This window comes from Xanthobacter flavus, assembly GCF_017875275.1.
GTDB lineage: Bacteria > Pseudomonadota > Alphaproteobacteria > Rhizobiales > Xanthobacteraceae > Xanthobacter > Xanthobacter flavus_A.
In genome coordinates this window covers 5,333,057-5,354,025 of sequence record NZ_JAGGML010000001.1, presented here as the reverse complement: position 1 = coordinate 5,354,025, position 20,969 = coordinate 5,333,057, and the positions used below count along the sequence as shown (strand labels likewise).

Genomic DNA, 20,969 nt, shown 5'->3' with positions numbered 1-20,969 from the left:
CGATCCCGAACGCGCCGCCGCGCGGCGTGTGCTGCGGTCGATCATCGTCATCGGCATCGTCGCGACGCTGGCGACGACGCTGGCCATGGGCACGGCCAGCCTGCGCGACCGCTATTTCCACGTCTTCCTGCTGCTGCTGCCGGTCTACCTGTTCGCAGAGCTGGAACGGCTGGGGGGCTGGCGGCCGCGGGTGTGGATCTATCTCACCCTTCTGGCGGTGGTCAGCGTCGGCATCATGCTGTCGCGCATGGTGGTGCCGCTCTGGCCCGATCCCCGGCTGTGCGGACGCTGCATCGCCGCCGAGCCGCTCTACAAGTTGCAGGTGGCCGTCACCAACAAGCTCGGCGCCTCACCGACCCTCGTGGCGGACGACCGCACCTCGGCCGGCCGGCTCAGGGCAGCGATTCCGGGCGCGCGGGTGGTGATCGTGCGGGAGAACCAGTACCGGCCGCCCGCCCGCACTACCACCGGCTGCGCGCGTGTCACCGGCATCTTCAACGGCCTGCCCAAGCTGCTCCTGCCGCCGGCGGATCAGAGCACCATCGAAGTGTCGGTGAAATGGTGGTCGCCCTGGATGAATCCCCACCGCTGGAGCGACTGGCAGATGACCATCCTGCCCCCGGACGATCCGCTGTGCCGGTGACGCCGGAGCCCGGGCCCGGCGGGCTCGTCATCCGCGAGGCCCGGGAGGGCGACCTTCCCGCCCTCGTCGAGCTGTTCGCCGCCGACGCCGTCGGCGGCCATGGCGACACCACGGCGCCGGAGGCTGGCGAGGCCTATCGCGCGGCCTTCGCCGAGATTGCTGCCGATCCTCGGGCGCAGCTCTATGTCGCTGAACTCGAAGGGCGGGTCGTGGGCACGTTCCAGCTTGTGGTGGTGACCAGCCTGCCGGGACGGGGAGCAAGGCGGGCGTTGCTTGAGGCGGTGCAGGTGGACGCGACGCTGCGCGGCCGGCGCATCGGCGAGGCCATGGTGCGCTTCGCCATGGACAAGGCCACGGCCGCAGGCGCGGCCACGCTCTCGCTCACCTCCAGCAAGCGGCGGACCGACGCGCACCGATTCTATCGCAGGCTCGGATTCGCGAACTCCCACGAGGGCTTCAAGATCGCCCTCGGCTGATGGGCCGGCGCCTTTCGCTGCCCTGTCCGCTGCCGCTTCCGTGCTTGCCCCTTGCCCCGGCACCGAGCGGTGTCTACCTCTTACCGAAGCGGCGGCACATGCCGCAGGGAGGGCATGATGGCCGCAGTCCAGTCTTCGCCGATCGAGCTTTATTATTGGCCCACGCCAAACGGCTACAAGATCAGCATCATGCTCGAGGAGTGTGGGCTTCCCTATGAGGTGAAGCTCGTGAACATCGGCAAGGGCGACCAGTTCCAGCCTGATTTCCTCGCCATCTCCCCCAACAACAAGATGCCCGCCATCGTCGATCCCGATGGCCCCGGTGGCGCGCCGATCTCGGTCTTCGAGTCCGGAGCCATCCTCCAGTATCTCGGCCGCAAGACCGGGCTCTTCTACCCCTCGGACGAGCGCAAGCGGGTCGAGGTGGAGCAGTGGCTGTTCTGGCAGATGGGCGGCCTCGGCCCCATGGCCGGGCAGGCGCATCACTTCCGCATCTATGCGCCGGAAAAAATCCCCTACGCGGTCGAGCGCTACACCAACGAGGTCCACCGGCTCTACGGTGTCATGAACACGCGCCTGAAGGACCGGGAGTATCTCGCCGGCGACTATTCCATCGCCGACATCGCCTGCATCGGTTGGGCGAAGCTGTGGGAGCGGCAGGGCCAGCACATCGAGGAATTCCCCCATTTCAAGGCCTGGCTCGATCGCATGCTCGCGCGGCCCGCGGTGCAGCGGGGCCTTGCCGTGAACCAGGAGGAGCGTGCCAAGCACGATCTCGCCAAGGACAAGGACGCCCAGAGCATCCTGTTCGGCCAGCGCGCCCGCACCTGACGGCGAAACCGAAGCGTCGCTAACGCGGCCTCGCGCACGGACCATAACGCCATTGGGGGGCGCGATGCCGAAGGATTTCCGGGCCGATCTCGCCCGCGCCGGGGCGCTGCACCGGGAGGGGCGCCTTGATCAGGCGATACCCCTTTATCGTGCCATCCTGCGCGATGCCCCCAGTTCGTTTGAGGCGGCACGCCTCCTGACGCTGGCGCTTCTCCAGTCCGGACGGCCGAAGGAAGCGCACGCCGTCGCCCGTAAGGCGCGGGATTCGCACAAGACCAATCCACACGCCCAGCTCATCATGGGCGCGGTCTATCAGGCTGAGGAAAAATGGGACCGCGCCCTCGGCGCGTTCGAGAAATCCGCCGAGCTGGACCCCGGCCTTTCGGAAGCCCACTACCTCGCCGCCAATACCCTGGCCCGGCTAAACCGGCTGGAAGAGGCCGTGGCCCGCTACGACCGCGTGCTGGAGATCGACGGGGTGTCAGTCCACGCGCTGGCCAATCGATCGGTCGCGCTGTCCCGGCTTGGTCGATCACATGAGGCGTTGGCGGATTGCGACCGGCTGGTGAAGCTCGAACCGCGCGATCCGCGCCATCACCTGTCGCGCGCCGGGACATTGCTGGAACTCGGCCGCTTCACCGAGGCGGCGGAGGCGGCTGACGCCGCGCTGCTCCTGTCGCCGAAGCTCGCTGATGCGCATTTCCTGAAAGGGCAGGGGCTCGCGGGCCGGGCGGACTTGACCGGTGCGCGCGCCGCCTTTGCCGAGGCAGCGAGCCTCGCCCCCGATGTGGCGCAGTTCCAGGCGGCTCTCATCCGGACGGACCGGCAGCTGGGGAACCGTTCCGCGGCGCTGGCGGCAGCCGAGAAGGCGGTCGCGCGGTTCCCGGATGCAGCCCCGATCTGGCGCGAACTGGCCGAGGTCCGGCGGGAACTCAAGGATCCCTGGGGCGCCCGCGAGGCCGTCGAGCGCGCGCTGGCGGCGGCGCCGGAAGATGCGGCGGCGCTCACGACAAAAGCGTCTCTCCTTTTGGATGGGGATCATCCCTACGAGGCCCGCGCCCTCGCCGAGAAGGCCCTGTCCATCGATCCGGCCTTGCCGATGGCGCGCTATATCGTGGCCTGTGACGACCTGGCCGAAGGGCGCTGGGCGGCCGGATGGGACGGCTATGAGGTACGCTCGTCCTTCCTGCCACCGCCCTACCGCCCGCTGCCGTTCGCCCGCTGGGACGGCAAAGCTGCCCCCGACCTGCTGATCGTCCTCGGAGAGCAGGGCATTGGCGACCACATCCAGTACGCGCGGCTCGTCCGCCTGTTGGCAGATCGGGGCATTCCAACCCGCCTTCTGGTGAAGCCACGCCTTGCTCCGCTGCTGTCGCGCATCGACGTTCGTGTGCCCGTCATCACTGATCTCGCGGGTATCGATACCGGGGCCCCTGGCGTCTATTGGGCACCCCTCTCGAGCCTGCCCCGCCTCGTTGCGCCGGATCCAGCGTCCTGGCCAAGGCCGCCTTACCTCACGGCCCAGCCTGAGCGCATCGCCCGGTGGCGGGAGATCGTGCCCGATGGCTTCACCGTCGGCATTGCCTGGCAGGGCGACCCTTCGCCGACCGTCGATATCGGCCGGTCGGTGCCGCTCAATGTCTTCGCGCCGCTGGCCGCTCTCGATGGGGTGGAACTCGTCAGTCTTCAGCAGGGCTTCGGGGAGGAGCAACTCGACGCCTGCCCCTTCGCCGGCCGAATCCAGCGGCTCGGCCCGGACTGGGACGGGGACGGCGCTTATCTCGACACGTCGGCGCTGCTCCAGCACCTCGATCTGGTGGTGACCACGGACACGTCCCTCGCGCACCTCGCCGGTGCACGGGACCGCCCCGCCATCGTGGCGCTCAAGGCGGTTCCGGAGTGGCGATGGGGCCGCTCGGGGCAGACGACGCCGCTCTATCCCAGCCTCAGCCTCATGCGGCAGGACACCTCCGGCGATTTCACAGGCCTCTTCGCGAGGGTCGCTGCAAGGGTCGCGGAGCGGCGACGTGGGGGCAAGCGGTGACCTCCGCGGGTCCTGTCCTGATCCTCGCTCCGATCGCCGTGGGCGAGCTGTTCGACAAGATCTCCATTCTGGAGATCAAGGTGGCACACGCCAAGGACCCCGCCACGGCCGCCAATGTGCGTTGGGAACGTGATGCCCTGTGCGCGCTGCGGGATGAGCATCAGCTTTCCCAAATCGTCGGATCGCTCGCCGATGACCTTGCCGCCGTCAATGCGCGCCTTTGGGAGGTGGAAGACGCCCTGCGCACGCTAGAGGCGGAAGGCCGATTCGACGCGGACTTCGTTGCCCTCGCGCGATCGGTCTACCGTGAGAATGACCTGCGCGCCGCGCTGAAGCGGCGCATCAACGCGGTGGCCAATTCAGCGATCGTCGAGGAGAAGCTGCATTTCCAACCGGGCTCGTGAGCCGGCGGCTTGCATTGGGCCGGAGGGTCCGGCATAGGAAGGGGCGTTGGAGACGTGGCCGAGAGGCTGAAGGCACTCGTTTGCTAAATGAGCAGACCCCCAAAAGGGTCTCGAGGGTTCGAATCCCTCCGTCTCCGCCAATTCAGTCCCGATCATTGCCGGAAATCCTAAAGCCTGATGGGGCCGCCGGAGGCCTCATCCCATGGCCCGGGCCAAGCATGCGAGGACGCGCGGATCCCCCATCTGGGCCACGTTGAAGCGCAGGAAGGCGCCGGCGGCCTGGGCGACGCTGAAGACGTTCCCGGGGGCGAGGATCACGCCCTCGTCCCGGCAGCGCTGCGCGACGCTCGCAGAATCGAGCCCGTCCGGCAGGCGGCACCACAAATAGAACCCCCCGCGCGGCATCAGCCACGGGACAATGCCCAGCCGCCCCAGTTGCCCGGCCACATCGATCCGGGCGTAGGCCAGGCGATGGCGCACCTCATCCATATGCTTGCGATAGCCGCCTCCGCCGAGGATGCCGGCCACAAGTTCGCCAGCGACCGGACTGACCGCGCCGAAGCTGGTGGCGATCTGAAGGTCGGCCAAGGCTTCGATCCACTCCGGCCGCGCCGCGATGTATCCGCAGCGGACGGCCGACGAGAGGGTCTTCGAGAAGCTCCCGATGCGGATCACCCGGCTGAGTCCGTCGAGGATGGCAAGGCGCGGGGAGGGGGCCGGCTCGAAATCGGCGAAGATATCGTCCTCGACGATGGTGAGCCCGTGCGTCTGAGCAAGGATGAGAAGACGATGCGCCGTCTGGGGCGAGAGGGTGGCGCCGGTGGGATTCTGGAGCGCGGAGTTGGTGATGTAGAGGCGGGGCGTCTCTGCCTCCAGCACCCGCTCGAACGCCTCCGGTTCGGGTCCCCAGGGGGTCATGGGCACGCTGACGACGCGCACGGGATGCGCCCGCAGCAGCGCCTGGAAATTGAAGTAGCAGGGGTCGTCCACCAGCACCGCATCACCCGGCTGGAGCACCAGGCGGCAGACGAGATCGATGGCCTGGGTGCCCGAGCCGGTCAGCATGACCTGATCCAGGCTCGCACCGATTCCCTCCTCCGCGAACCGCGCCAGCAGCAGCCGGCGGAGCGCCAGCGGGCCCCGCGTGCCGCCGTATTCTGTAAGCAGAGCGCCGTCCGCGCGCGCAAGCGTCCGCAGCCCCCTGCGTAGCGCGGCGACCGGCATCCAGTCGTCCGGTAGCCACCCGCAGCCTGGCTTGAGGACCGATGGCTCGGCATCGAGCGATTGTTTCGACACCCAGAACGGATCGATTTCAGGCGTGCGGGCCGCGTCCGCCTCCATGATACCCATACGCGTCGGGGTCCGCGGTGGCAGGCCGGCGTCCGTCACATAGAAGCCGGAGCCGCGCCGGCCACGGATGATGCCTTCCGCCTCCAGCCGATCGTAGGCCTCCACCACCGTCGAGGGGGAGGCGCCCATGGCCGCCGCGAACCGCCTGACGGAGGGCAGGCGCCCCCCCGGCGTGAGGATGCCCGCGCTGATGCGCGAGCGAATCTCCAGCATCAGCCCTTCCGTTCGCGTGTTTGCGCGCTTCGACACCGTCACTGTGTGGCTCCCATGACCCATACAGATCTGCAGCATTGTATGGAGGTGTGCCTGTTCGTGCCACCCGCGCGGGCGTATCGCGGGCCGCGAAAGCGAGGCACCATGGAACGCAATGCAGCCGGCTGGGGCAGCGGTTTTTTCGGCGTGGTCATCTTCAGCGGCTCGCTGCCGGCGACACGCCTGGCCATCGTCGATTTCTCGCCGCTCTTCCTGACCTCCGCGCGGGCGGTGATCGCGGCGCTCATCGGGGGCGTGTTCCTCGCGGGCCTGCGTCAGGTAAGGCCGGCGCCCCGGGACCTCGTGTCTCTCGCCATTGTCGCCATGGGCGTGGTGATCGGGTTTCCGCTGCTCACCGGCCTTGCCCTTCAACAGATCACCGCAGCCCACTCCATCGTCTTCATCGGCCTTTTGCCGCTCGCGACCGCCATCTTCGGCGTGGTGCGCGCCGGAGAGCGCCCGAAGCCGGCCTTCTGGCTATTCTCATGCCTGGGCGCGGCGACCGTGGCGGGCTTCGCCATGTCGCGCAGCGCGGACGGGTCAATCACGGGCGACCTTCTCATGATCGCCGCCGTCATCGTATGCGGCCTTGGATATGCGGAGGGCGCCACGCTCTCGCGCCGACTCGGCGGCTGGCAGGTGATCTCATGGGCCTTGTTGCTGGCGCTGCCGCTGATGGCCGCCATCGCGCTGGCCGTCCGGCCCGACCATCTGACCGGAATCGGCCTGCCGGCCTGGCTGAGCCTTGGCTACGTCTCGGTGTTCAGCATGCTGATTGGATTCGTCTTCTGGTACCGCGGTCTTGCGCTTGGCGGAATCGCCGGTGTCGGCCAGCTGCAGCTGATGCAGCCGTTCCTCGGCCTCGCGCTCTCGGCGGTGGTCCTGGGAGAGACCATTGCATGGCCCATGCTGGCGGCCAGCGGCATCGTCGTTCTCTGCGTCGCCGGCGCCCGGCGCTTTGCGGGCCGATGAGGACGGGAGGCCATTACCGTCTCGATTCGGGGGCGTGCCGGTGCGGAAACCCTTCTGCCATATGGGCAGGTCGGAGAAGCCTCCGCCGCAATCCTGCCGGAAGCGGAGCCTGGGCTGGCTGATCAGGAGGGGCACGGACCGGCGATCGGCGGCACCTCGACCTCTCTCGGCGGTATCTTCCTGGCGATCGCCCCGGCGACGGAAAACGGCCTGCCAAAGGGCATCTCAGGCGGTGTAAACGCCGGAGTGTTGCAAAAATACACTCATGTTATCAACCATTTAAGGTTAACTCGCCCAGGGTAAGGCCGCAGCGTGGCATTGGTATTTGGGTAGGTCTTAACCCAGCGTGCCATTCCTGCAACACCTGCTGGAAAAGCGGCCTCTCGGGGCCGTGATCGACGTGGTTTGGATTGATCACAGGTTCGCCTTTTGTATGTTGGCTTTGCGACGAAGGGGGGCAGTCCCCGGTCGACCGGTCCGCGTTCGGGGGGTCTGAACGCGGAATGGGAATCGGGGCAAGAACCCTCTCGGGGTGCAGCCGCACCGGCGAAGCGGAACTCGCTCCCTCGGAACCAAACTTGGAGGTCACGATGAAGATGGTGAAGAGCCTTCTCCTCGGCAGCGCGGCGGGTCTCGTCGCGGTCGCTGGAGCCCAGGCCGCCGACCTGCCTGTCAAGGCAAAGCCGGTTGAATACGTGAAGGTCTGCTCTGCCTACGGCGCGGGCTACTTCTACATCCCCGGCACCGACACCTGCATCAAGATCGGCGGCTATGCCCGCTTCGATACTTATGTGAACGCGGTCGGCACCTTCAACCCGTCCATTTCGTCGACCACCGGCACCGCCTTCAACGGCCCCGGCGTCGGCGTGTTCGCCTATCCCTTCGTGGACGGCGACGATCCGGACTACCTGACCCGCGCTCGCGGCGTGTTCGACATGGACGCCCGCACCCAGACCGACTATGGCACGCTCCGCTCCTACGTGCGCTTCGGCGCCGAGTGGAACTCTTCTGGCGGCGCCGGCACGGGCCCTGCGAACGGCCTCTACTTCGAGCGCGCGTTCATCCAGTTCTCGGGCTTCACCTTCGGTTACACCCAGTCGTTCTTCGATCCGGGCGTCGGCTACATGCTGACCACCCCGTATGCGGGTTCGAACATGTGGACCACCATGCTGGCCTATACGGCGCAGTTCGGTAACGGCTTCTCGGCGACCCTGTCGCTCGAAGACGCGGCCAACCGCACCACCGGCTCGCAGATGACCGGCTCCACCGCGCAGCCCGTCTTCAACATCAACACCGGCGCCACCGGCCTGACCTACACCAACTACCAGGGCGGTCAGCAGGCTCCCGACATCGTCGCCAACCTGCGCTATGACGGCGCCTGGGGTACGGCTCAGCTGTCTGGTGCCCTGCATCAGGTCGTGACCACCCTGCCGCTCTATGCCGGCTTCTTCCCGGGCATGGGCACCACCGACCAGTGGGGTTGGGCCATCGGCGGTCACGTCGAGTTCAAGCTCCCGATGCTCGCCGCCGGCGACAGCCTGTTCATCCAGGCCGGCTACGAGAAGGGCGCCGTGTCCTACATCGGTCTGTCGGGCACCTCGCAGGGTCGCGCGAACTCGGTTGGCTCCATCGACCTGACCCAGGTCGGCGGTTCGCTCTTCGCTTCGGGCGCCTTCTACACCGTGGCTGATGCCGTGGCCGACCTCTTCGGTCAGCCCGCCCTCACCACCGGTTGGGCGATCCAGGGCCAGTTCCGTCACTACTGGACCCCCGGTCTGCGTTCGGCGATCTATGCCGGCTACCTCTCCTACGAGGTGCCCCGCAACATCGTTGCCGCTCAGGACTTCAACATGTGGCAGGTTGGTTTCAACACCATCTGGTCGCCGGTTAAGAACCTCGATATCGGCGCGGAAGTTCTGTACACCAAGGTTGACGGCTCCGTGCCGCTCAACAACTACGCGTCTGTCACCCCCACCGGCGGTCTGCAGGGCTCGCTGGTCGGCGGCTCCACCGACATCGTGTCGGGCGGCATCCGCGTGCAGCGCAACTTCTGATCGCTTCGCGATCTGGAGGGAAACCCCGGTGGGCAACCACCGGGGTTTTTCTTTGTTTGCTGTCCAACATTCGGAGCGGGATCGGACGGTCCTGACCTGGGCACGATCGATCCGCAGATCATACGAAGTGCCCACCGCTGCCGGCGTGGTTTACCCGCCGCGCCAGCAAGTTCGGCCAGAGGCCAAATTTTCTCATCTTCGATATTTTCGTCTCTTTATACTGGTTGAAAGCGGACATTTGGCCGGCGGGATTGCCGATGCCTGTGCTCGCACCTTCCGGGTCCGGGCTGATGCGCGTTGTTCTGTGGGCCCAGAGGCAACATTCGCGAAATCTTCTGGATTGTGCCCACGCTCGCTATCGCCTTGGTCGCTCGAATGAGGTCGTGCGGAGAGAAGACGATGCCGGCTTCACGCGCCATCGCATTGGCCAGTATCCTGAGCACCCTGTGCGCCGCAGCAGCCGGCTGCTGCGTCCCTTTTTTAGGTGCTGGACAGGCCCTCGCTGCGGATGTGCTGCCTCCAACACCGACTGACGGACACCTGAAGGCCTGTACGGCTCAGGGCCCAGGCTTCATCTTCATTCCCGGTACGGAGACCTGCCTGCGCGCTGGCGGATATCTTTGGGCGGAAGGTTATTACAACACCTACACGCAATACCCGCCGAACAACGACAAGACCTATTCCATCTCGACGGCCGCATTGATTCTCGACGCGCGTACCGCGAGCGACTACGGCACGGTGCGCGCCTATCTCGAAACCCGCTTCAAATGGCGCTCGTCGGATGCCTGGTCGGACGGCCCGAACACCCTCGTCGGTTCGAAGCCGGCACAGGTGAGCCTGCATGACGTCTACGTGCAGTTCGCCGGCCTCACCGCCGGCTACACCCAGTCGTTCTTTGATTTCTACGGCAATGACAACGTGCTCGGGACCGATCCGGTCACCGTAGGCGACGATACGCGACTGAACCTTATCGCTTATACTTACGAACTCTCCCCCAACCTCAGCACCACGGTCTCACTGGAAGATGCAGCGGCCCGTCAAAATGGAATATCGGCCCGTAGCCCCAGCCGTTTCGGCCCCGATGACTATCAGGCTGGCCTGCGTGCGCCGGACGTGGTTGCCAACGTCAAGTTCCAATCCGCGTGGGGAACACTTCAATTCTCCGGCGCCCTGCATCAGGTCACTGCGACAGCGCTTCAAACACCCGTTGTCACCGTCGGCGGCGGCTGGGGTTACGCGCTGCAGGCGGGCGTGATGTTCAACCTGCCGGGGCTGGGGGAGGGAGACACGCTCTATCTTCAGTCGGCATACACCAAAGGCGCCACGTCCTATCTCGGTCTCGTAGATCCGTCCGGTGCCTATAACGCACCGGACGGCTTCGTCGGCGCCTTCGGGGACATCGGGAAGGTGGCCGGGTGGAATCTCACCGCCTCGCTCCTGCACAATTGGGACAAGCGCTGGAGCTCGGCCCTCTTTGGTGGCTATGCGTCCTACGACTTCGACTTCCGCGGCGCCCGGGCCGCCTACGGCGCGACGGGCGGCACCAATATCAATGTCGGCGGCTATCTTGCCTTCTCGCCTGTCCGGACATTCACCATCGCGCTGCAGTACGACTACACCTACAATGCGGCCACCAATTACCGGCCGACGGCCTTCTCGCCGGCGCTGCCTTCGGTGGGCGCGCAGCAGGCGCTGCTGTTCGTCTCCCGCGATTTCTGACCCGGCGCGCGGTGTCCCGACGCCGCTGTGGCGCCGTCTTCGCCCGCAAGTCTTTCGGATCGGCGGTGACTTATGCTGAAGTCCTTCTCCGCGACCTGGGAGTGGCGCGGACAGCGGGGTGTGGATGGTGCGGCAGGGTAACGGGAGCAGTGCGGGCGAGGACGGGCGGGGCGAAGTCACCCCGCGCCGGGGCGGGAGCTGGCGTCCCTTGTGGCCCTTGGCGCTCGGGCTGGCGGCGCTCCTCCTGCTTACCGTGTTCGCCATCGTGTCGGGTCGCGGCCCCGTCGAGGCGTCGCTCGATTCGGCCGCGCGCGACGTTCTGGCCCGTACGGGCGAATCCTGGGCGTCCGCGCGCTTTTCCGGGCGCGACGCCACCATGGAGGGCGAGGCCCTCGCCGAGGAGGCGCGGGCCAAGGTTCGGGCCTCTCTGGAGGGCCTCTTCGGTGTCCGGACGGTGCGTGACGCGACGACCCTGCTGCCCGAGCGCCGCCCCTTCACCTTCAGCGCTGTGAAGGATGGGCGCGCCATCGCCCTCGACGGCTACGTCCCCTCCGCCGATGCGCTGGTGCGTATCGTCGCCGCCGCCCGCAGCGGCGGCGATCAGGTGACGGGCCAGAACCGGCTGGTGCGCGCGCGGGGCGCGCCACCCGGCGATTTCGCGGCTTTGGTGATCTTTGGGCTCAACCAGCTGAAGCGGTTGCCCTCCGGCCGTCTTACCCTGTCCGACGGGGCCATCGCGCTGGAGGGCCGCGCCCGCGACCTTGTGAGCTATGACGAACTGGCCCAGACGCTCCACGGGCCGCTGCCAAACGGCATGACGCTGGCGCGCTTCGAGGTGCGCCCGCCCGTCGCCGCGCCTTTCCTCTGGTCGGCGGTGCGCGACGGAACCGTCCTGCGGCTGAGTGGCTACGTGCCGTCCGCCGATGCGCGATCCGAGGTGGCGAAGGCGCTCTCGTCCACCGTGCCCGGCATCGGCATCAAGGACGACACGCTGCTGGCGGATGGTTCGCCGAGCCCCGATCTGTGGATGCGGGCGGTGCGCTTTGCCGGCTCCGCGCTCGCCCAGCTGCCAGAGGGACGGGTGACGCTGTCGGACGCGACCATTTCGGTCGAGGGGGCCGCGCCGAGCTTCACCGCATTCGACATTCTGCTCACGCTGCGCCGGCAGCCGCCGGAGGGCTTCCAGATCATCCGCTTCGCGGTGGAGCCACCGCGCGCGTCGCCGTTCACCTGGCAGATCGAGCGCAGCGCCGAGCAGGCGCGCCTGTCCGGCTTCGCGCCGTCCGAGGACGCGCGCCGCCTGCTGGTGGACGCCGCGCGCTCGGGTTTCCAGGGCATGCAGGTCGCGGACGATCTGCAGCTTGCATCGGGCGGCCCCGCACCGGAGGTGTGGGCGAGCGCCGCCAGCTTCGCGGTCGCGCAGCTCGCCCGAATGCATGCGGGGGCGGCCGAGGTGTCCGGCACACAGATGGTGCTTTCCGGAGAGGCGGCGGATTCGGCGGGCTATCTTGCCGTCATGCAGGCCGTGCGGACGCCTCCGGCCGGAGTCACGGTCGATGCGAAGGGCGTGCGGCCGCCGTCCATCTCGCCCTATGTCTTCTCGGTGCGGCGGGACGCGGGCGAACTCACGGTCTCCGGCTTCTATCCGGACGAAGCGGCCCATGCCGCGATCAAGACGGCGTTGGAGCGCGATTTCCTCAGGGAGAAGGTCAACGACCTGTCGGCCGTCGGCGGGGGCGCGCCGGCCGGCTTCCGCGACGCGCTCCTGGCGGGGCTCGCCCAGCTGTCGCGTCTGTCCTCCGGTGAGGTCAGCATTGCAGACGGGCAGATGCGTCTGATCGGAACGGTTCTCGACGCGACCGTGGCGGGTGAGGTGGAGGCCGCGCTGAAAAGGGCTGTGCGCCCGCCGTTCTCGGTTGAGACCGCGCTTCAGACCGCGCCGCCGGGGCCGGCGGTCGGCATCGCCGAGTGCGGGCGACTGGCGGGCGACCTCCTTTCGCGGGGAAGCATCCGCTTCCTCGGCACCACGGCCGATATCGATCCGCTGAGCCGCGGTCTGGTGGATCGTATCGCCGCCGTGCTGAAGAGGTGCCCGGACGCGATGGTGCGGGTGGCGGGCCATACCGACGGTGTCGGCGATGCGGCGGCCGATGTGCGGCTGTCCGAGGCGCGGGCGAAGTCCGTGGTTGCGGCGCTGGTGGCGGAGGGCGTCGCCGCAGACCGGCTGACGGCAGTCGGTCTCGGCTCAGGCCAGCCGGTGGCGCCGAACGACACGGAAGCGGGCAGGGCGCTCAATCGGCGCATCGAGATCGAGGTGAAGGAGCGCGCGCCATGATCTACCTTGCCATCGCGCTTTGGCCTTACGTGATCGGCGCCGCGGTCATCGGGCTGGCCACGGGCTACGCGCTCGGCCGGAACGCAGGGAGCAGGCCATGACCGCATTCGCCATCGAGGTGGCGCTGCTGCTCGCCGTCGCCTTCGCCGCGGCGCTGGCCATCGGCTATCGCTTTGGCCGGAAGCATCGCCCGCCCCAGCCGGCGCGGCCCGAGCTGCCGCCGGCTCCCGTCATGGTCGAGACTCCGCGCGTGCCCGCCGCATCGAAGCCCGCACCCGAGCCGGAACCGCCGATCCTGATCGCGCCCGGGCCAGCCCCCCAACAGGACCTGTTTGCGCGGCTCGGTATCACCGACATGAATGCGGTTCCGCCTCTGGATGAGGACGAGGAGGACGTGCCGGCCCCGGCCCCGACGCGCCCCGCGCCGCGTTCCCGGCGCCGTCCGCCGGAAAGCCTGCCCGGCGTTCGCCCCCCGGCCCTCGATGCGCCGGAAGGAGAGGGGGCCGACGATCTCAAGCAATTGAGGGGCATCGGGCCGCAGAACGAACAGCGCCTCAACGAGATCGGCATCTTCCATCTTCGGCAGATCGCCGAATGGACGCCGGAGGAAGCGGCCTGGGTCGGCAGCTATCTCGCCTTCCCCGGCCGCATCGAGCGCGAGGACTGGATGGGGCAGGCGAAGGCGATCATCGCGGGCGGGGCACCTGCGCCGCGCCGGAAGCGGTGAGACGGGTCAGCGTCCCCCGCGCAGGTCCGCTTCCATCTGAAGCTTGCTCGGGATGTTGAAGCGCACCTTGTAGACTTGGTAGTTCTCCATCACCCGCTGCACGTAGTTGCGGGTCTCGGAGAACGGGATGGCCTCCACCCAGTCCACCACGTCCACGTCCGGGTCGCGCGGGTCGCCATAGCGGGCGATCCATTTGGCGACGCTGCCGCGGCCGGCGTTGTAGGCGGCGAAGGCCAGCACGTAGTTGCCGCCATATTGCGCCACCAGTTCGCCCAGCTCGGCGGCCCCGAACTGCACGTTGTAGGACTGGTCGGTCATCAGACGGCGCTCGTCATAGGCGACGCCGGTGATCTTCGCGACCTGCCGTCCGGCCTCGGGCGTCACCTGCATGAAGCCCATGGCCTTCGCGCTGGAGACGATGGCGGGATTGAACTGGCTCTCCTGCCGGGCGATGGCATAGACCGCCGCCTTGTCCACCGGGTCACCGATGGGGCTGTAATTGGGCAGGCCGAAGGTGGGGAAGGCCTCGGCCTCCAGCGGATGGCCCTCGGCAAGTCCCTCCTTGCCCACCACCAGCGCGCCGCGCGGATCGTTGTTGGATTCCGCGAGGTTCGCGAGCATCGCGAGCTGGCTCGAATCCTCCATCCGCCAGGCGAGGTCGTAATAGATGGTCAGCGGGATGTCGCGTGCGCCCACGGCATAGAGCATGCGGATGGCCTTCACCGGCTCGAGACGGGCGAAGGTGTCGCGTGCGCCGAAGGACGGCGAGGGCGTGCCGCGCAGGACGACGGGGGCCATGCCCAGCTTGGTGCGCGAGAGCTGGCCGTAATAGGTCGCCGGGAACTTCGCGGCCGCCTGATAGGCGGCGCTGGCGCGGCCACGGTCGCCCATGGCCTCGGCGGCGCGGGCCTGCCAGTAATAGGCGCGCGACAGCGTGATGGGGTGCTTCTGGTCGTCATCGACCTTGGCGAAATGCTGGGCCGCCCGGCTGGGGTCCTTCAGGAAGCGCAGGGCGATCCAGCCGGCCGTCCATTGCTGTTCGGCGCGATAATTGTCCGCCTGCGGCGGCACGCCGGTGGCGGCGACCTTGTAGGCGGTCTGGAAATCGCCGGCATCCAGTAGTTCGCGGGCGACCAGCCGGCGCTCGATCCACCATTCGTCGGGATCCGCCAGCACCTGGTCGGAACTGGCGCCGGCGAGCAGGGCGCGCGCGGCCTCCTGGGGCTTGTCGGCGCGGCGCAGCAACTGGGACTTGGCGAAGAGATAGGCGGGATCGCTGGACAAGGTGAAGGGCACGAGACCGAGCAGCTTCTCGCCGTTCGCCTCCTTGCGGGCGATGGCCATGCGCGCCTTGGTCAGCGCCACGATATCGCTGCCGGCACGCGCGGCGGCGCGCAGGGCACGGTCCGTGTCCGGCTTGTAGCTGAAGTGGTCGGCGCGCAGCTTGTGGTCCGCGCGGGTGAGGAAGCCGGAGAACTCGTCGATGATCTTGCTCTCGAAGAGCTCGTTCAGATCGTCATTGCGCCAGGCATCGCGCACCCATTCGGCAGCATCCTGCCTTTTGCCGATGGAGACGAGATAGCGGGCCAGCGCCACCTTGCCCTCGCCGGACAAGGGCGGCTGTTCTGCGAAGAAGGCCTGGGCCTTGGCGGGATCTTTGTTCTCCTGGAACAGCACGCGCTCGGCTCGGCGGCGCAAGGTGGACTGGGTGGGCCAGCCGGGCTTTTCCTGGATGAACTCGTTGATGGCGTTGAAGCCGAGGTCGTTCGGCGCATGCCGGATGACCAGCCAGGTGACGAGCGTGCGCGCCACCGGATCGTCGAGCTGCTGGGCGGCGCCCATGGCCTCGGCGGCGCGCCCGTTGCGGGCGGCAGAGACAGCCACCTTCAGAGCGGCGAGATCGCCGCCGGCAATATTGGACGACGTGCCGACCGTCGGCGCGGCCTGGGGCGCAGGGGCGACGCGAACCGGCGCGGGCTTGCCGGCGGCGGGCTTGCTCGTCGCGTTCTTGGCGGTCGCGGGTTTCGCGGCGGCCGGCTTCGCAGGCGAGGACGACTTCGCGTCCTTGGACTTTGCGTCCTTGGCCTTGGCATCCTTCGACTTTGTGTCTTTCGACTTGGAATCGGCGGCTTTGCTGTCCTTGGATTTGGCATCCTTGGAGGCGGACGCGGACGGCTTGGCCGGGGGTGTCGGCGCGGATTCCGCGACCGCCGGCATCGCCCCGCTCCAGGCGAGGGCGAGCGCAAGCGCGCTCACGGACATCAGGCTCGATACAGACGACATGAAGCTTCCTCGCGGGCGCGGGCAGTGGCGGCGTGTTCCCCCACCCGCATGTTCGGCCACCGGCGTTGACGAAACCCTAACCTCAATGAAGTCCGAAAAGCCGGCGAAACCACGGCTTTCGCCGACGCTGGGGTTGTGGTCGCGCAAATCTGCCGCCGGCTACCCCTAGAGCACATCGAATTACCATTCCCGAAGGGCATTTTGCCTCCATGGCAAAAGTCCGAGCGGCGCAACCCCTTTCCGGCCGGGCGGCAAAAGGATAAGGGTCAAGGTCCGCACCCGCCGCTCATCCGAGCCGGCGCGGCGCCGGGTCCGGCCGTTCGCGACCGGTTCCGGCCAACCACAAGCTCCCAGGAACCCAAGGCGTTCGCCATGTCGCCCATCCCGTCTGCGTCCCGTTTCCGCGGCTCGTTCACCGCCCTCGTCACCCCGTTCCGCGACGGCGCGCTGGACGAGAAGGCGTTCCGTGCCTTTGTGGACTGGCAGATATCCGAGGGTACGCACGGCCTCGTCCCCGTCGGCACCACCGGCGAGAGCCCGACCGTCTCCCATGAGGAGCACAACCGCGTGGTGGAGTGGACCGTGGAGCAGGCCGCCGGCCGCGTTCCGGTCATGGCCGGCGCCGGCTCCAACAACACCGCCGAGGCCGTCGCGCTGGCCGAGCACGCCCAGAAGGTCGGCGCCGACGCGCTCCTCGTGGTCACGCCCTATTACAACAAGCCCACGCAGGAAGGGCTCTACCGCCACTTCAAGGCCATCGCCGACGCCGTGGACCTGCCGATCTTCATCTACAACATCCCGAGCCGCTCGGTGATCGACATGTCGGTCGAGACCATGGCGCGGCTGTTCGAGATCAAGAACATCGCCGGTGTGAAGGATGCCACCGCCTCCATGACCCGCGTGTCGCTGCAGCGGCAGGTGCTGGGGACGGATTTCATCCAGCTCTCGGGCGAGGACGCCACCGCGCTCGGCTTCATGGCCCATGGCGGCCACGGCTGCATCTCGGTCGCCTCCAACGTCGCGCCGCGCCTGTGCTCGGAGTTCCAGCTGGCCTGCCTCGCCGGCGACTTCAAGGCGGCGCTGGCCATCCAGGACAAGCTGATGCCGCTGCACACGGCGCTGTTCGTGGAGACAAATCCGGCGCCCACCAAGTACGCGCTCTCGCTTCTCGGCAAGATGAGCGAAGAGGCGCGCCTGCCGATGGTGCCGGTGTCCGAGACCACCCGCGCCGTGGTGCGCAGCGCCATGGTGCAGGCCGGCCTCATCAACTGAGGCCGATGGATCTGGGGATCAGGCGACCCGCCGTCGCCTGATGGCCCGTTCTCCAGCGCTCCGCCGACCGCCCTGACCCCTTGCTGCTTGCTTCGGCGGTGCGCTGCGACCACATTCCCCCATCATGACATCCAAGAAGACCGAAGCCCCCCGCAAGATCGCCGCCGACAACCGGCGCGCCCGCTTCGATTTCGAGCTGGGCGAGACGTTCGAGGCCGGCATCTCCCTCACGGGCACCGAGGTGAAGAGCCTGCGCACCGGCAAGGCCACCATCGGCGAGAGCTACGCCGCCCAGAAGGCGGGCGAGATGTGGCTCTACAACGCCTATATCCCGGAATATCTGGAAGCCAACCGCTTCAACCACGAGACCCGCCGGCCCCGGAAACTGCTGCTGCACAAGCGCCAGATCGCCAAGCTCGGGCAGGCCGTGGAGCGTGAGGGCATGACGGTTGTGGCGACCAAGATCTATTTCAACGATCGCGGCCGCGCCAAGGTGGAACTGGCGCTCGCCAAGGGCCGCAAGGCACATGACAAGCGCGAGGCCTCCAAGGAACGCGACTGGGCGCGCGACAAGGCGCGCCTGATGCGCGATCGCGGGTGAGGGAAGGGGCGCCATGCCGGGCAAGATCGCCTTCGACCATTGCGTCGTGCATGTGAGCGATTTCGCCCGCTCGAACGCCTTCTATGCGTCCGTGCTCGGCGCGGAGGTGGTGACGGTGGGCACGGGCTTCGCCTACCGCTTCGGTGACCGCCAGCTGAATCTGCACGGCCCCGGCGTCGAGCCGGTGCCGGTGGCGCGCCTGCCGGTGCAGCCGGGCAATTCCGACCTGTGCTTCCGCTGGGACGGGCCGATCTCCGAGGCCGTCGCGCACCTCGCCGCCCATGGAATCGAGCCGGAGCTCGGCCCGGTCCGACGCTTCGGCGCCCGGGGTCATGGCACCAGCGTCTATTTCCGCGATCCCGACGGATCGCTTCTCGAATTCATCTCCTACGACACCTCTCAGGGGGACGCGTCATGAGCACTTCCGGCTATACCAGCCTGCCCGATGACCTTCCCTCCCCGGAAGACGATGGGCTCGCCGCCCACCTGCCGGGGCTGGAGCTGCCCATCATCAAGCTTCCCGCCACGGACGGGCGGCATATCGACCTGTCGGGCCTCGCCGGTCTGACCGTCGTCTATGCCTATCCGCGCACGGGCGTCCCCGGCCAGCCGTTGCCCGAGGGTTGGGATGCCATCCCCGGCGCGCGCGGCTGCACGCCCCAATCCTGCGCTTTCCGCGACCATTTCGCCGATCTGAGGGCCGCCGGCGTGGAGCACGTGTTCGGCCTCTCGCTCCAGGATAGCGACTACCAGCGCGAGGCGGCGGAGCGGCTCCATTTGCCGTTCCCGCTGCTCTCCGATCATAGGCATGAGCTGACGACGGCGATCCGCCTGCCGACCTTCGAGGTGGAGGGGGCGAAGCTGCTGAAGCGCATCACCCTCATCATCGAGGAGGGCGCCATCAGCCATGTCTTCTATCCGGTCTTCCCGCCGGACCGGAACGCGGCGGACGTGCTGGCCCATCTGCGCCGGCGGCGGGAGGACTGACCGCGCTCAGCCCGGGCAGGTCAGCCGAGGCTGGCGCGGACCGCGGAAAAGACGGAGCGGAACATCTCCGGCGTCAGCACGCCGGTGTTCGTGTTGTAGCGCGAGCAGTGGTAGCTCGCAAACAGCCGCACGCTGCCCACCTCGTCCGAAACGCCGTGGCCGAACTTCAGCCGCGAGGCCTTCTGGCCCAGCGCTGCGAGCGTCGAATCGTGGGCGATCTTGCCCAGCGTGACGATGGCTTTCAGCGCCGGCATCTCGGCGATGGCGGCGGAGAGGAAGGGCCGGCAGGTGCGGATTTCCTCGGGCGTCGGCTTGTTCTGGGGCGGCACGCAGCGCACCGCATTGACGATGCGCGCGCCGGTGAGGGTCAGGCCATCTTCCGGGTGCGCCGCATAGGGGTCGCGGGCGAAGCCGTATTCGATCAGCGTCGCGTAGAGCAGATCGCCGGCATAGTCGCCGGTGAACGGGCGACCCGTGCGATTGGCGCCACGCAGGCCGGGCGCGAGACCGACGATCAGCAGGGGCGCGTCGACCGGCCCGAAGGCAGGCACGGGGGCATTGTGCCAGCCGGGTTCATTCGCCCGCCATTCCTCGCGGAAATCCACAAGGCGCGGGCAAAGTGGGCAGTCGCGCCCCGGCTCGGACGCCGCGGCAGGCCGGGCGGCGGCCGTCTTGGCAGCCATCTTGGCGGGCACAGGCGGCGTCAGTCGTTGCCGTCGCCGGCCGCGGTCGTGGCGCTGCGCCGCTCGAGGAAGCGGGGCGTCTCCTGCATCCGGCCCTGCCGCTCGGAGGGGTCCCGGCCGATCTTGGGCTGAAGATCCACCAGATCGATGAAGATGTCCGCCTGGCGGCGCAGGTCGTCGGCGATCAGCGGCGGCTGGGTGGAGATGGTGGACACCACCGAGACGCGCACGCCCTTGCGCTGCAACGCTTCCACCAGCGAGCGGAAGTCCCCGTCGCCGGAGAACAGCACGATGTGGTCCACGTGCTCGGCGAGCTCCATGGCGTCCACGGCGATCTCGATGTCCATGTTGCCGCGCACGCGGCGCCGCCCCTGCGCGTCGGTGAACTCACGGGCGAGTTTGGTGACGACCGAATAGCCATTGTAGTCCAGCCAGTCGAGCAACGGCCGGATGGAGGAGTATTCCTGATCCTCGATCAGCGTCGTGTAGTAGAACGCGCGAAGGAGGTATCCGCGGCTCTGGAACTCCTTGAGGAGCCGCTTGTAGTCGATATCGAAGCCCAACGCCTTGGTCGCGGAATAAAGGTTGGCGCCATCAATGAGAAGAGCGATCTTTTCCTGGCCCTGCATACAAAAGTCCGCCGATGGAATGGGAAGGGCAGAACGGGAACGGCTGCAAACCACGTCGTCCTGCCGCCTTTCTCCGACGAAGAACCGTTCAAGGCAAGCGAAAAAGGCGCGGCGTCCGGCCGGCGGGGTTGCCCCTTCGGCCGAAGTGCTGTATCGACCTCCTCTTCTCAAGGCCTGTATTCTGTGCGCATCGCGCATGAGGGAGTGACGAGCCCATGGCCCGTGTCACAGTAGAAGACTGCATCGACAAGGTGGACAACCGGTTTGAGCTGGTCCTGCTCGCCGCCCACCGCGCGCGCATGATCTCGTCCGGCCAGCAGATCACCATCGACCGGGACAACGACAAGAACCCCGTCGTCGCCCTGCGCGAGATCGCCGATGAGACCGTGAGCCCCGAGGATCTCAAGGAAGACCTCATCCACTCGCTGCAGAAGTACACCGAGGTGGATGAGCCCGAGCCCGAGGCCGTGCCGCTCATCGCCTCCAGTGACAGCTCGGGCGGCGAGGACAGCGACGTCATGCTCGACCGCATGACCGAGGAAGAGCTGCTTGCCGGCCTTCAGGGCCTCGTGCCCCCCGAGCACAACGACGACGACGAGGGCTGATCGACGCTTCGGCGTCTGACCCAGCGTTCGCGGCCGGGCTCTGCCCGGCCGTTTGCGTTCCAGGCGCCCGTCGCCGGCCGACGAGTGCTAAACGATTTGCCC

General features: G+C 67.7%; 19 protein-coding genes and 1 tRNA gene. 16 read left to right on the top strand and 4 right to left on the bottom strand.

Annotated elements, in window-relative coordinates; genetic code table 11:
- The 6 genes from J2126_RS25125 to J2126_RS25100 form a co-directional block, all read left to right on the top strand.
- Window positions 1-643: hypothetical protein (locus J2126_RS25125; protein WP_209489721.1), on the top strand; the 643-nt coding region annotated here is incomplete at its 5' end.
- A complete protein-coding gene (locus J2126_RS25120; protein WP_348634384.1) occupies window positions 634-1,119 on the top strand; it encodes a GNAT family N-acetyltransferase in 486 nt (161 codons plus the stop codon). The genes J2126_RS25125 and J2126_RS25120, both read left to right, overlap by 10 nt.
- A 117-nt stretch (window positions 1,120-1,236) precedes the next feature.
- Window positions 1,237-1,950: a glutathione S-transferase N-terminal domain-containing protein gene (locus J2126_RS25115; RefSeq protein WP_209489717.1), complete on the top strand. Its 714-nt coding sequence runs from the start codon at window positions 1,237-1,239 to the stop codon at window positions 1,948-1,950.
- Window positions 1,951-2,014: 64 nt separating this feature from the next.
- A complete protein-coding gene (locus J2126_RS25110; RefSeq protein ID WP_209489715.1) occupies window positions 2,015-3,994 on the top strand; it encodes a tetratricopeptide repeat protein in 1,980 nt (659 codons plus the stop codon).
- A gap of 38 nt (window positions 3,995-4,032) precedes the next feature.
- A complete protein-coding gene (locus J2126_RS25105; protein ID WP_348634383.1) occupies window positions 4,033-4,398 on the top strand; it encodes a DUF6165 family protein in 366 nt (121 codons plus the stop codon).
- A gap of 48 nt (window positions 4,399-4,446) precedes the next feature.
- A tRNA-Ser gene (locus J2126_RS25100) sits at window positions 4,447-4,538 on the top strand.
- A 55-nt stretch (window positions 4,539-4,593) separates the two neighbouring features.
- Here J2126_RS25100 and J2126_RS25095 read toward each other — a convergent pair.
- Window positions 4,594-5,961 (bottom strand): PLP-dependent aminotransferase family protein, encoded by a 1,368-nt coding sequence (locus J2126_RS25095; RefSeq protein ID WP_245327577.1) that lies wholly within the window; start codon window positions 5,959-5,961, stop codon window positions 4,594-4,596.
- 144 nt (window positions 5,962-6,105) lie between these two features.
- Between J2126_RS25095 and J2126_RS25090 the strand changes: the two genes are divergently transcribed.
- The 5 genes from J2126_RS25090 (at window position 6,106) to J2126_RS25960 (ending at window position 13,807) form a co-directional block, all read left to right on the top strand.
- Window positions 6,106-6,972: a DMT family transporter gene (locus J2126_RS25090; protein WP_209489709.1), complete on the top strand. Its 867-nt coding sequence runs from the start codon at window positions 6,106-6,108 to the stop codon at window positions 6,970-6,972.
- A 590-nt stretch (window positions 6,973-7,562) separates the two neighbouring features.
- Window positions 7,563-9,026 (top strand): porin, encoded by a 1,464-nt coding sequence (locus tag J2126_RS25085; RefSeq protein ID WP_209489708.1) that lies wholly within the window; start codon window positions 7,563-7,565, stop codon window positions 9,024-9,026.
- A gap of 399 nt (window positions 9,027-9,425) precedes the next feature.
- Window positions 9,426-10,745 (top strand): porin, encoded by a 1,320-nt coding sequence (locus J2126_RS25080; RefSeq protein ID WP_209489706.1) that lies wholly within the window; start codon window positions 9,426-9,428, stop codon window positions 10,743-10,745.
- A gap of 208 nt (window positions 10,746-10,953) precedes the next feature.
- Entirely contained in the window at window positions 10,954-13,080 is a 2,127-nt protein-coding gene (locus J2126_RS25075; protein WP_209489705.1) for an OmpA family protein, read from the top strand.
- Window positions 13,081-13,177: 97 nt separating this feature from the next.
- A complete protein-coding gene (locus tag J2126_RS25960) occupies window positions 13,178-13,807 on the top strand; it encodes a hypothetical protein (protein ID WP_209489702.1) in 630 nt (209 codons plus the stop codon).
- 6 nt (window positions 13,808-13,813) lie between these two features.
- Here the strand turns inward: J2126_RS25960 and J2126_RS25065 are convergent, their stop codons facing one another.
- The gene (locus J2126_RS25065) at window positions 13,814-16,090 is read right to left on the bottom strand and encodes a transglycosylase SLT domain-containing protein (protein ID WP_209489700.1); all 2,277 of its coding nucleotides are present in this window, start codon (window positions 16,088-16,090) and stop codon (window positions 13,814-13,816) included.
- Between the two features lie 372 nt (window positions 16,091-16,462).
- On the opposite strand from J2126_RS25065, the gene dapA reads away from it, so the two are divergent.
- The 4 genes from dapA to J2126_RS25045 all read left to right on the top strand — a co-directional run bounded on the left by dapA (window position 16,463) and on the right by J2126_RS25045 (window position 18,950).
- A complete protein-coding gene (gene dapA, locus J2126_RS25060) occupies window positions 16,463-17,362 on the top strand; it encodes a 4-hydroxy-tetrahydrodipicolinate synthase (RefSeq protein ID WP_245327575.1) in 900 nt (299 codons plus the stop codon).
- Between the two features lie 124 nt (window positions 17,363-17,486).
- The gene (gene smpB / locus J2126_RS25055; protein WP_209489698.1) at window positions 17,487-17,963 is read left to right on the top strand and encodes an SsrA-binding protein SmpB; all 477 of its coding nucleotides are present in this window, start codon (window positions 17,487-17,489) and stop codon (window positions 17,961-17,963) included.
- Between the two features lie 13 nt (window positions 17,964-17,976).
- The gene (locus J2126_RS25050; protein ID WP_209489696.1) at window positions 17,977-18,381 is read left to right on the top strand and encodes a VOC family protein; all 405 of its coding nucleotides are present in this window, start codon (window positions 17,977-17,979) and stop codon (window positions 18,379-18,381) included.
- The gene (locus J2126_RS25045) at window positions 18,378-18,950 is read left to right on the top strand and encodes a peroxiredoxin (RefSeq protein WP_209489694.1); all 573 of its coding nucleotides are present in this window, start codon (window positions 18,378-18,380) and stop codon (window positions 18,948-18,950) included. The genes J2126_RS25050 and J2126_RS25045 overlap by 4 nt, the downstream gene beginning before the upstream one ends.
- Before the next feature lie 20 nt (window positions 18,951-18,970).
- Here J2126_RS25045 and J2126_RS25040 read toward each other — a convergent pair whose 3' ends face one another.
- Window positions 18,971-19,633 (bottom strand): uracil-DNA glycosylase, encoded by a 663-nt coding sequence (locus J2126_RS25040; protein WP_209489692.1) that lies wholly within the window; start codon window positions 19,631-19,633, stop codon window positions 18,971-18,973.
- A gap of 20 nt (window positions 19,634-19,653) precedes the next feature.
- Window positions 19,654-20,262, bottom strand: a complete 609-nt coding sequence (locus J2126_RS25035) for an NYN domain-containing protein (RefSeq protein ID WP_209489690.1) — start codon at window positions 20,260-20,262, stop codon at window positions 19,654-19,656.
- A gap of 215 nt (window positions 20,263-20,477) precedes the next feature.
- Between J2126_RS25035 and rpoZ the strand changes: the two genes are divergently transcribed.
- Window positions 20,478-20,867, top strand: a complete 390-nt coding sequence (gene rpoZ / locus J2126_RS25030) for a DNA-directed RNA polymerase subunit omega (protein WP_024279425.1) — start codon at window positions 20,478-20,480, stop codon at window positions 20,865-20,867.
- Window positions 20,868-20,969 lie beyond the last annotated feature (102 nt).

Coding starts and splice junctions, on each gene's coding strand:
- J2126_RS25115 (WP_209489717.1), top strand. CDS start 1,237: ATGGCCGCAGTCCAGTCTTCGCCGATCGAGCTTTATTATTGGCCCACG.
- J2126_RS25110 (WP_209489715.1), top strand. CDS start 2,015: ATGCCGAAGGATTTCCGGGCCGATCTCGCCCGCGCCGGGGCGCTGCAC.
- J2126_RS25095 (WP_245327577.1), bottom strand. CDS start 5,961: ATGCTGGAGATTCGCTCGCGCATCAGCGCGGGCATCCTCACGCCGGGG.
- J2126_RS25090 (WP_209489709.1), top strand. CDS start 6,106: ATGGAACGCAATGCAGCCGGCTGGGGCAGCGGTTTTTTCGGCGTGGTC.
- J2126_RS25085 (WP_209489708.1), top strand. CDS start 7,563: ATGAAGATGGTGAAGAGCCTTCTCCTCGGCAGCGCGGCGGGTCTCGTC.
- J2126_RS25080 (WP_209489706.1), top strand. CDS start 9,426: ATGCCGGCTTCACGCGCCATCGCATTGGCCAGTATCCTGAGCACCCTG.
- J2126_RS25960 (WP_209489702.1), top strand. CDS start 13,178: ATGACCGCATTCGCCATCGAGGTGGCGCTGCTGCTCGCCGTCGCCTTC.
- J2126_RS25065 (WP_209489700.1), bottom strand. CDS start 16,090: ATGTCGTCTGTATCGAGCCTGATGTCCGTGAGCGCGCTTGCGCTCGCC.
- dapA (WP_245327575.1), top strand. CDS start 16,463: ATGTCGCCCATCCCGTCTGCGTCCCGTTTCCGCGGCTCGTTCACCGCC.
- smpB (WP_209489698.1), top strand. CDS start 17,487: ATGACATCCAAGAAGACCGAAGCCCCCCGCAAGATCGCCGCCGACAAC.
- J2126_RS25050 (WP_209489696.1), top strand. CDS start 17,977: ATGCCGGGCAAGATCGCCTTCGACCATTGCGTCGTGCATGTGAGCGAT.
- J2126_RS25045 (WP_209489694.1), top strand. CDS start 18,378: ATGAGCACTTCCGGCTATACCAGCCTGCCCGATGACCTTCCCTCCCCG.
- J2126_RS25040 (WP_209489692.1), bottom strand. CDS start 19,633: ATGGCTGCCAAGACGGCCGCCGCCCGGCCTGCCGCGGCGTCCGAGCCG.
- J2126_RS25035 (WP_209489690.1), bottom strand. CDS start 20,262: ATGCAGGGCCAGGAAAAGATCGCTCTTCTCATTGATGGCGCCAACCTT.
- rpoZ (WP_024279425.1), top strand. CDS start 20,478: ATGGCCCGTGTCACAGTAGAAGACTGCATCGACAAGGTGGACAACCGG.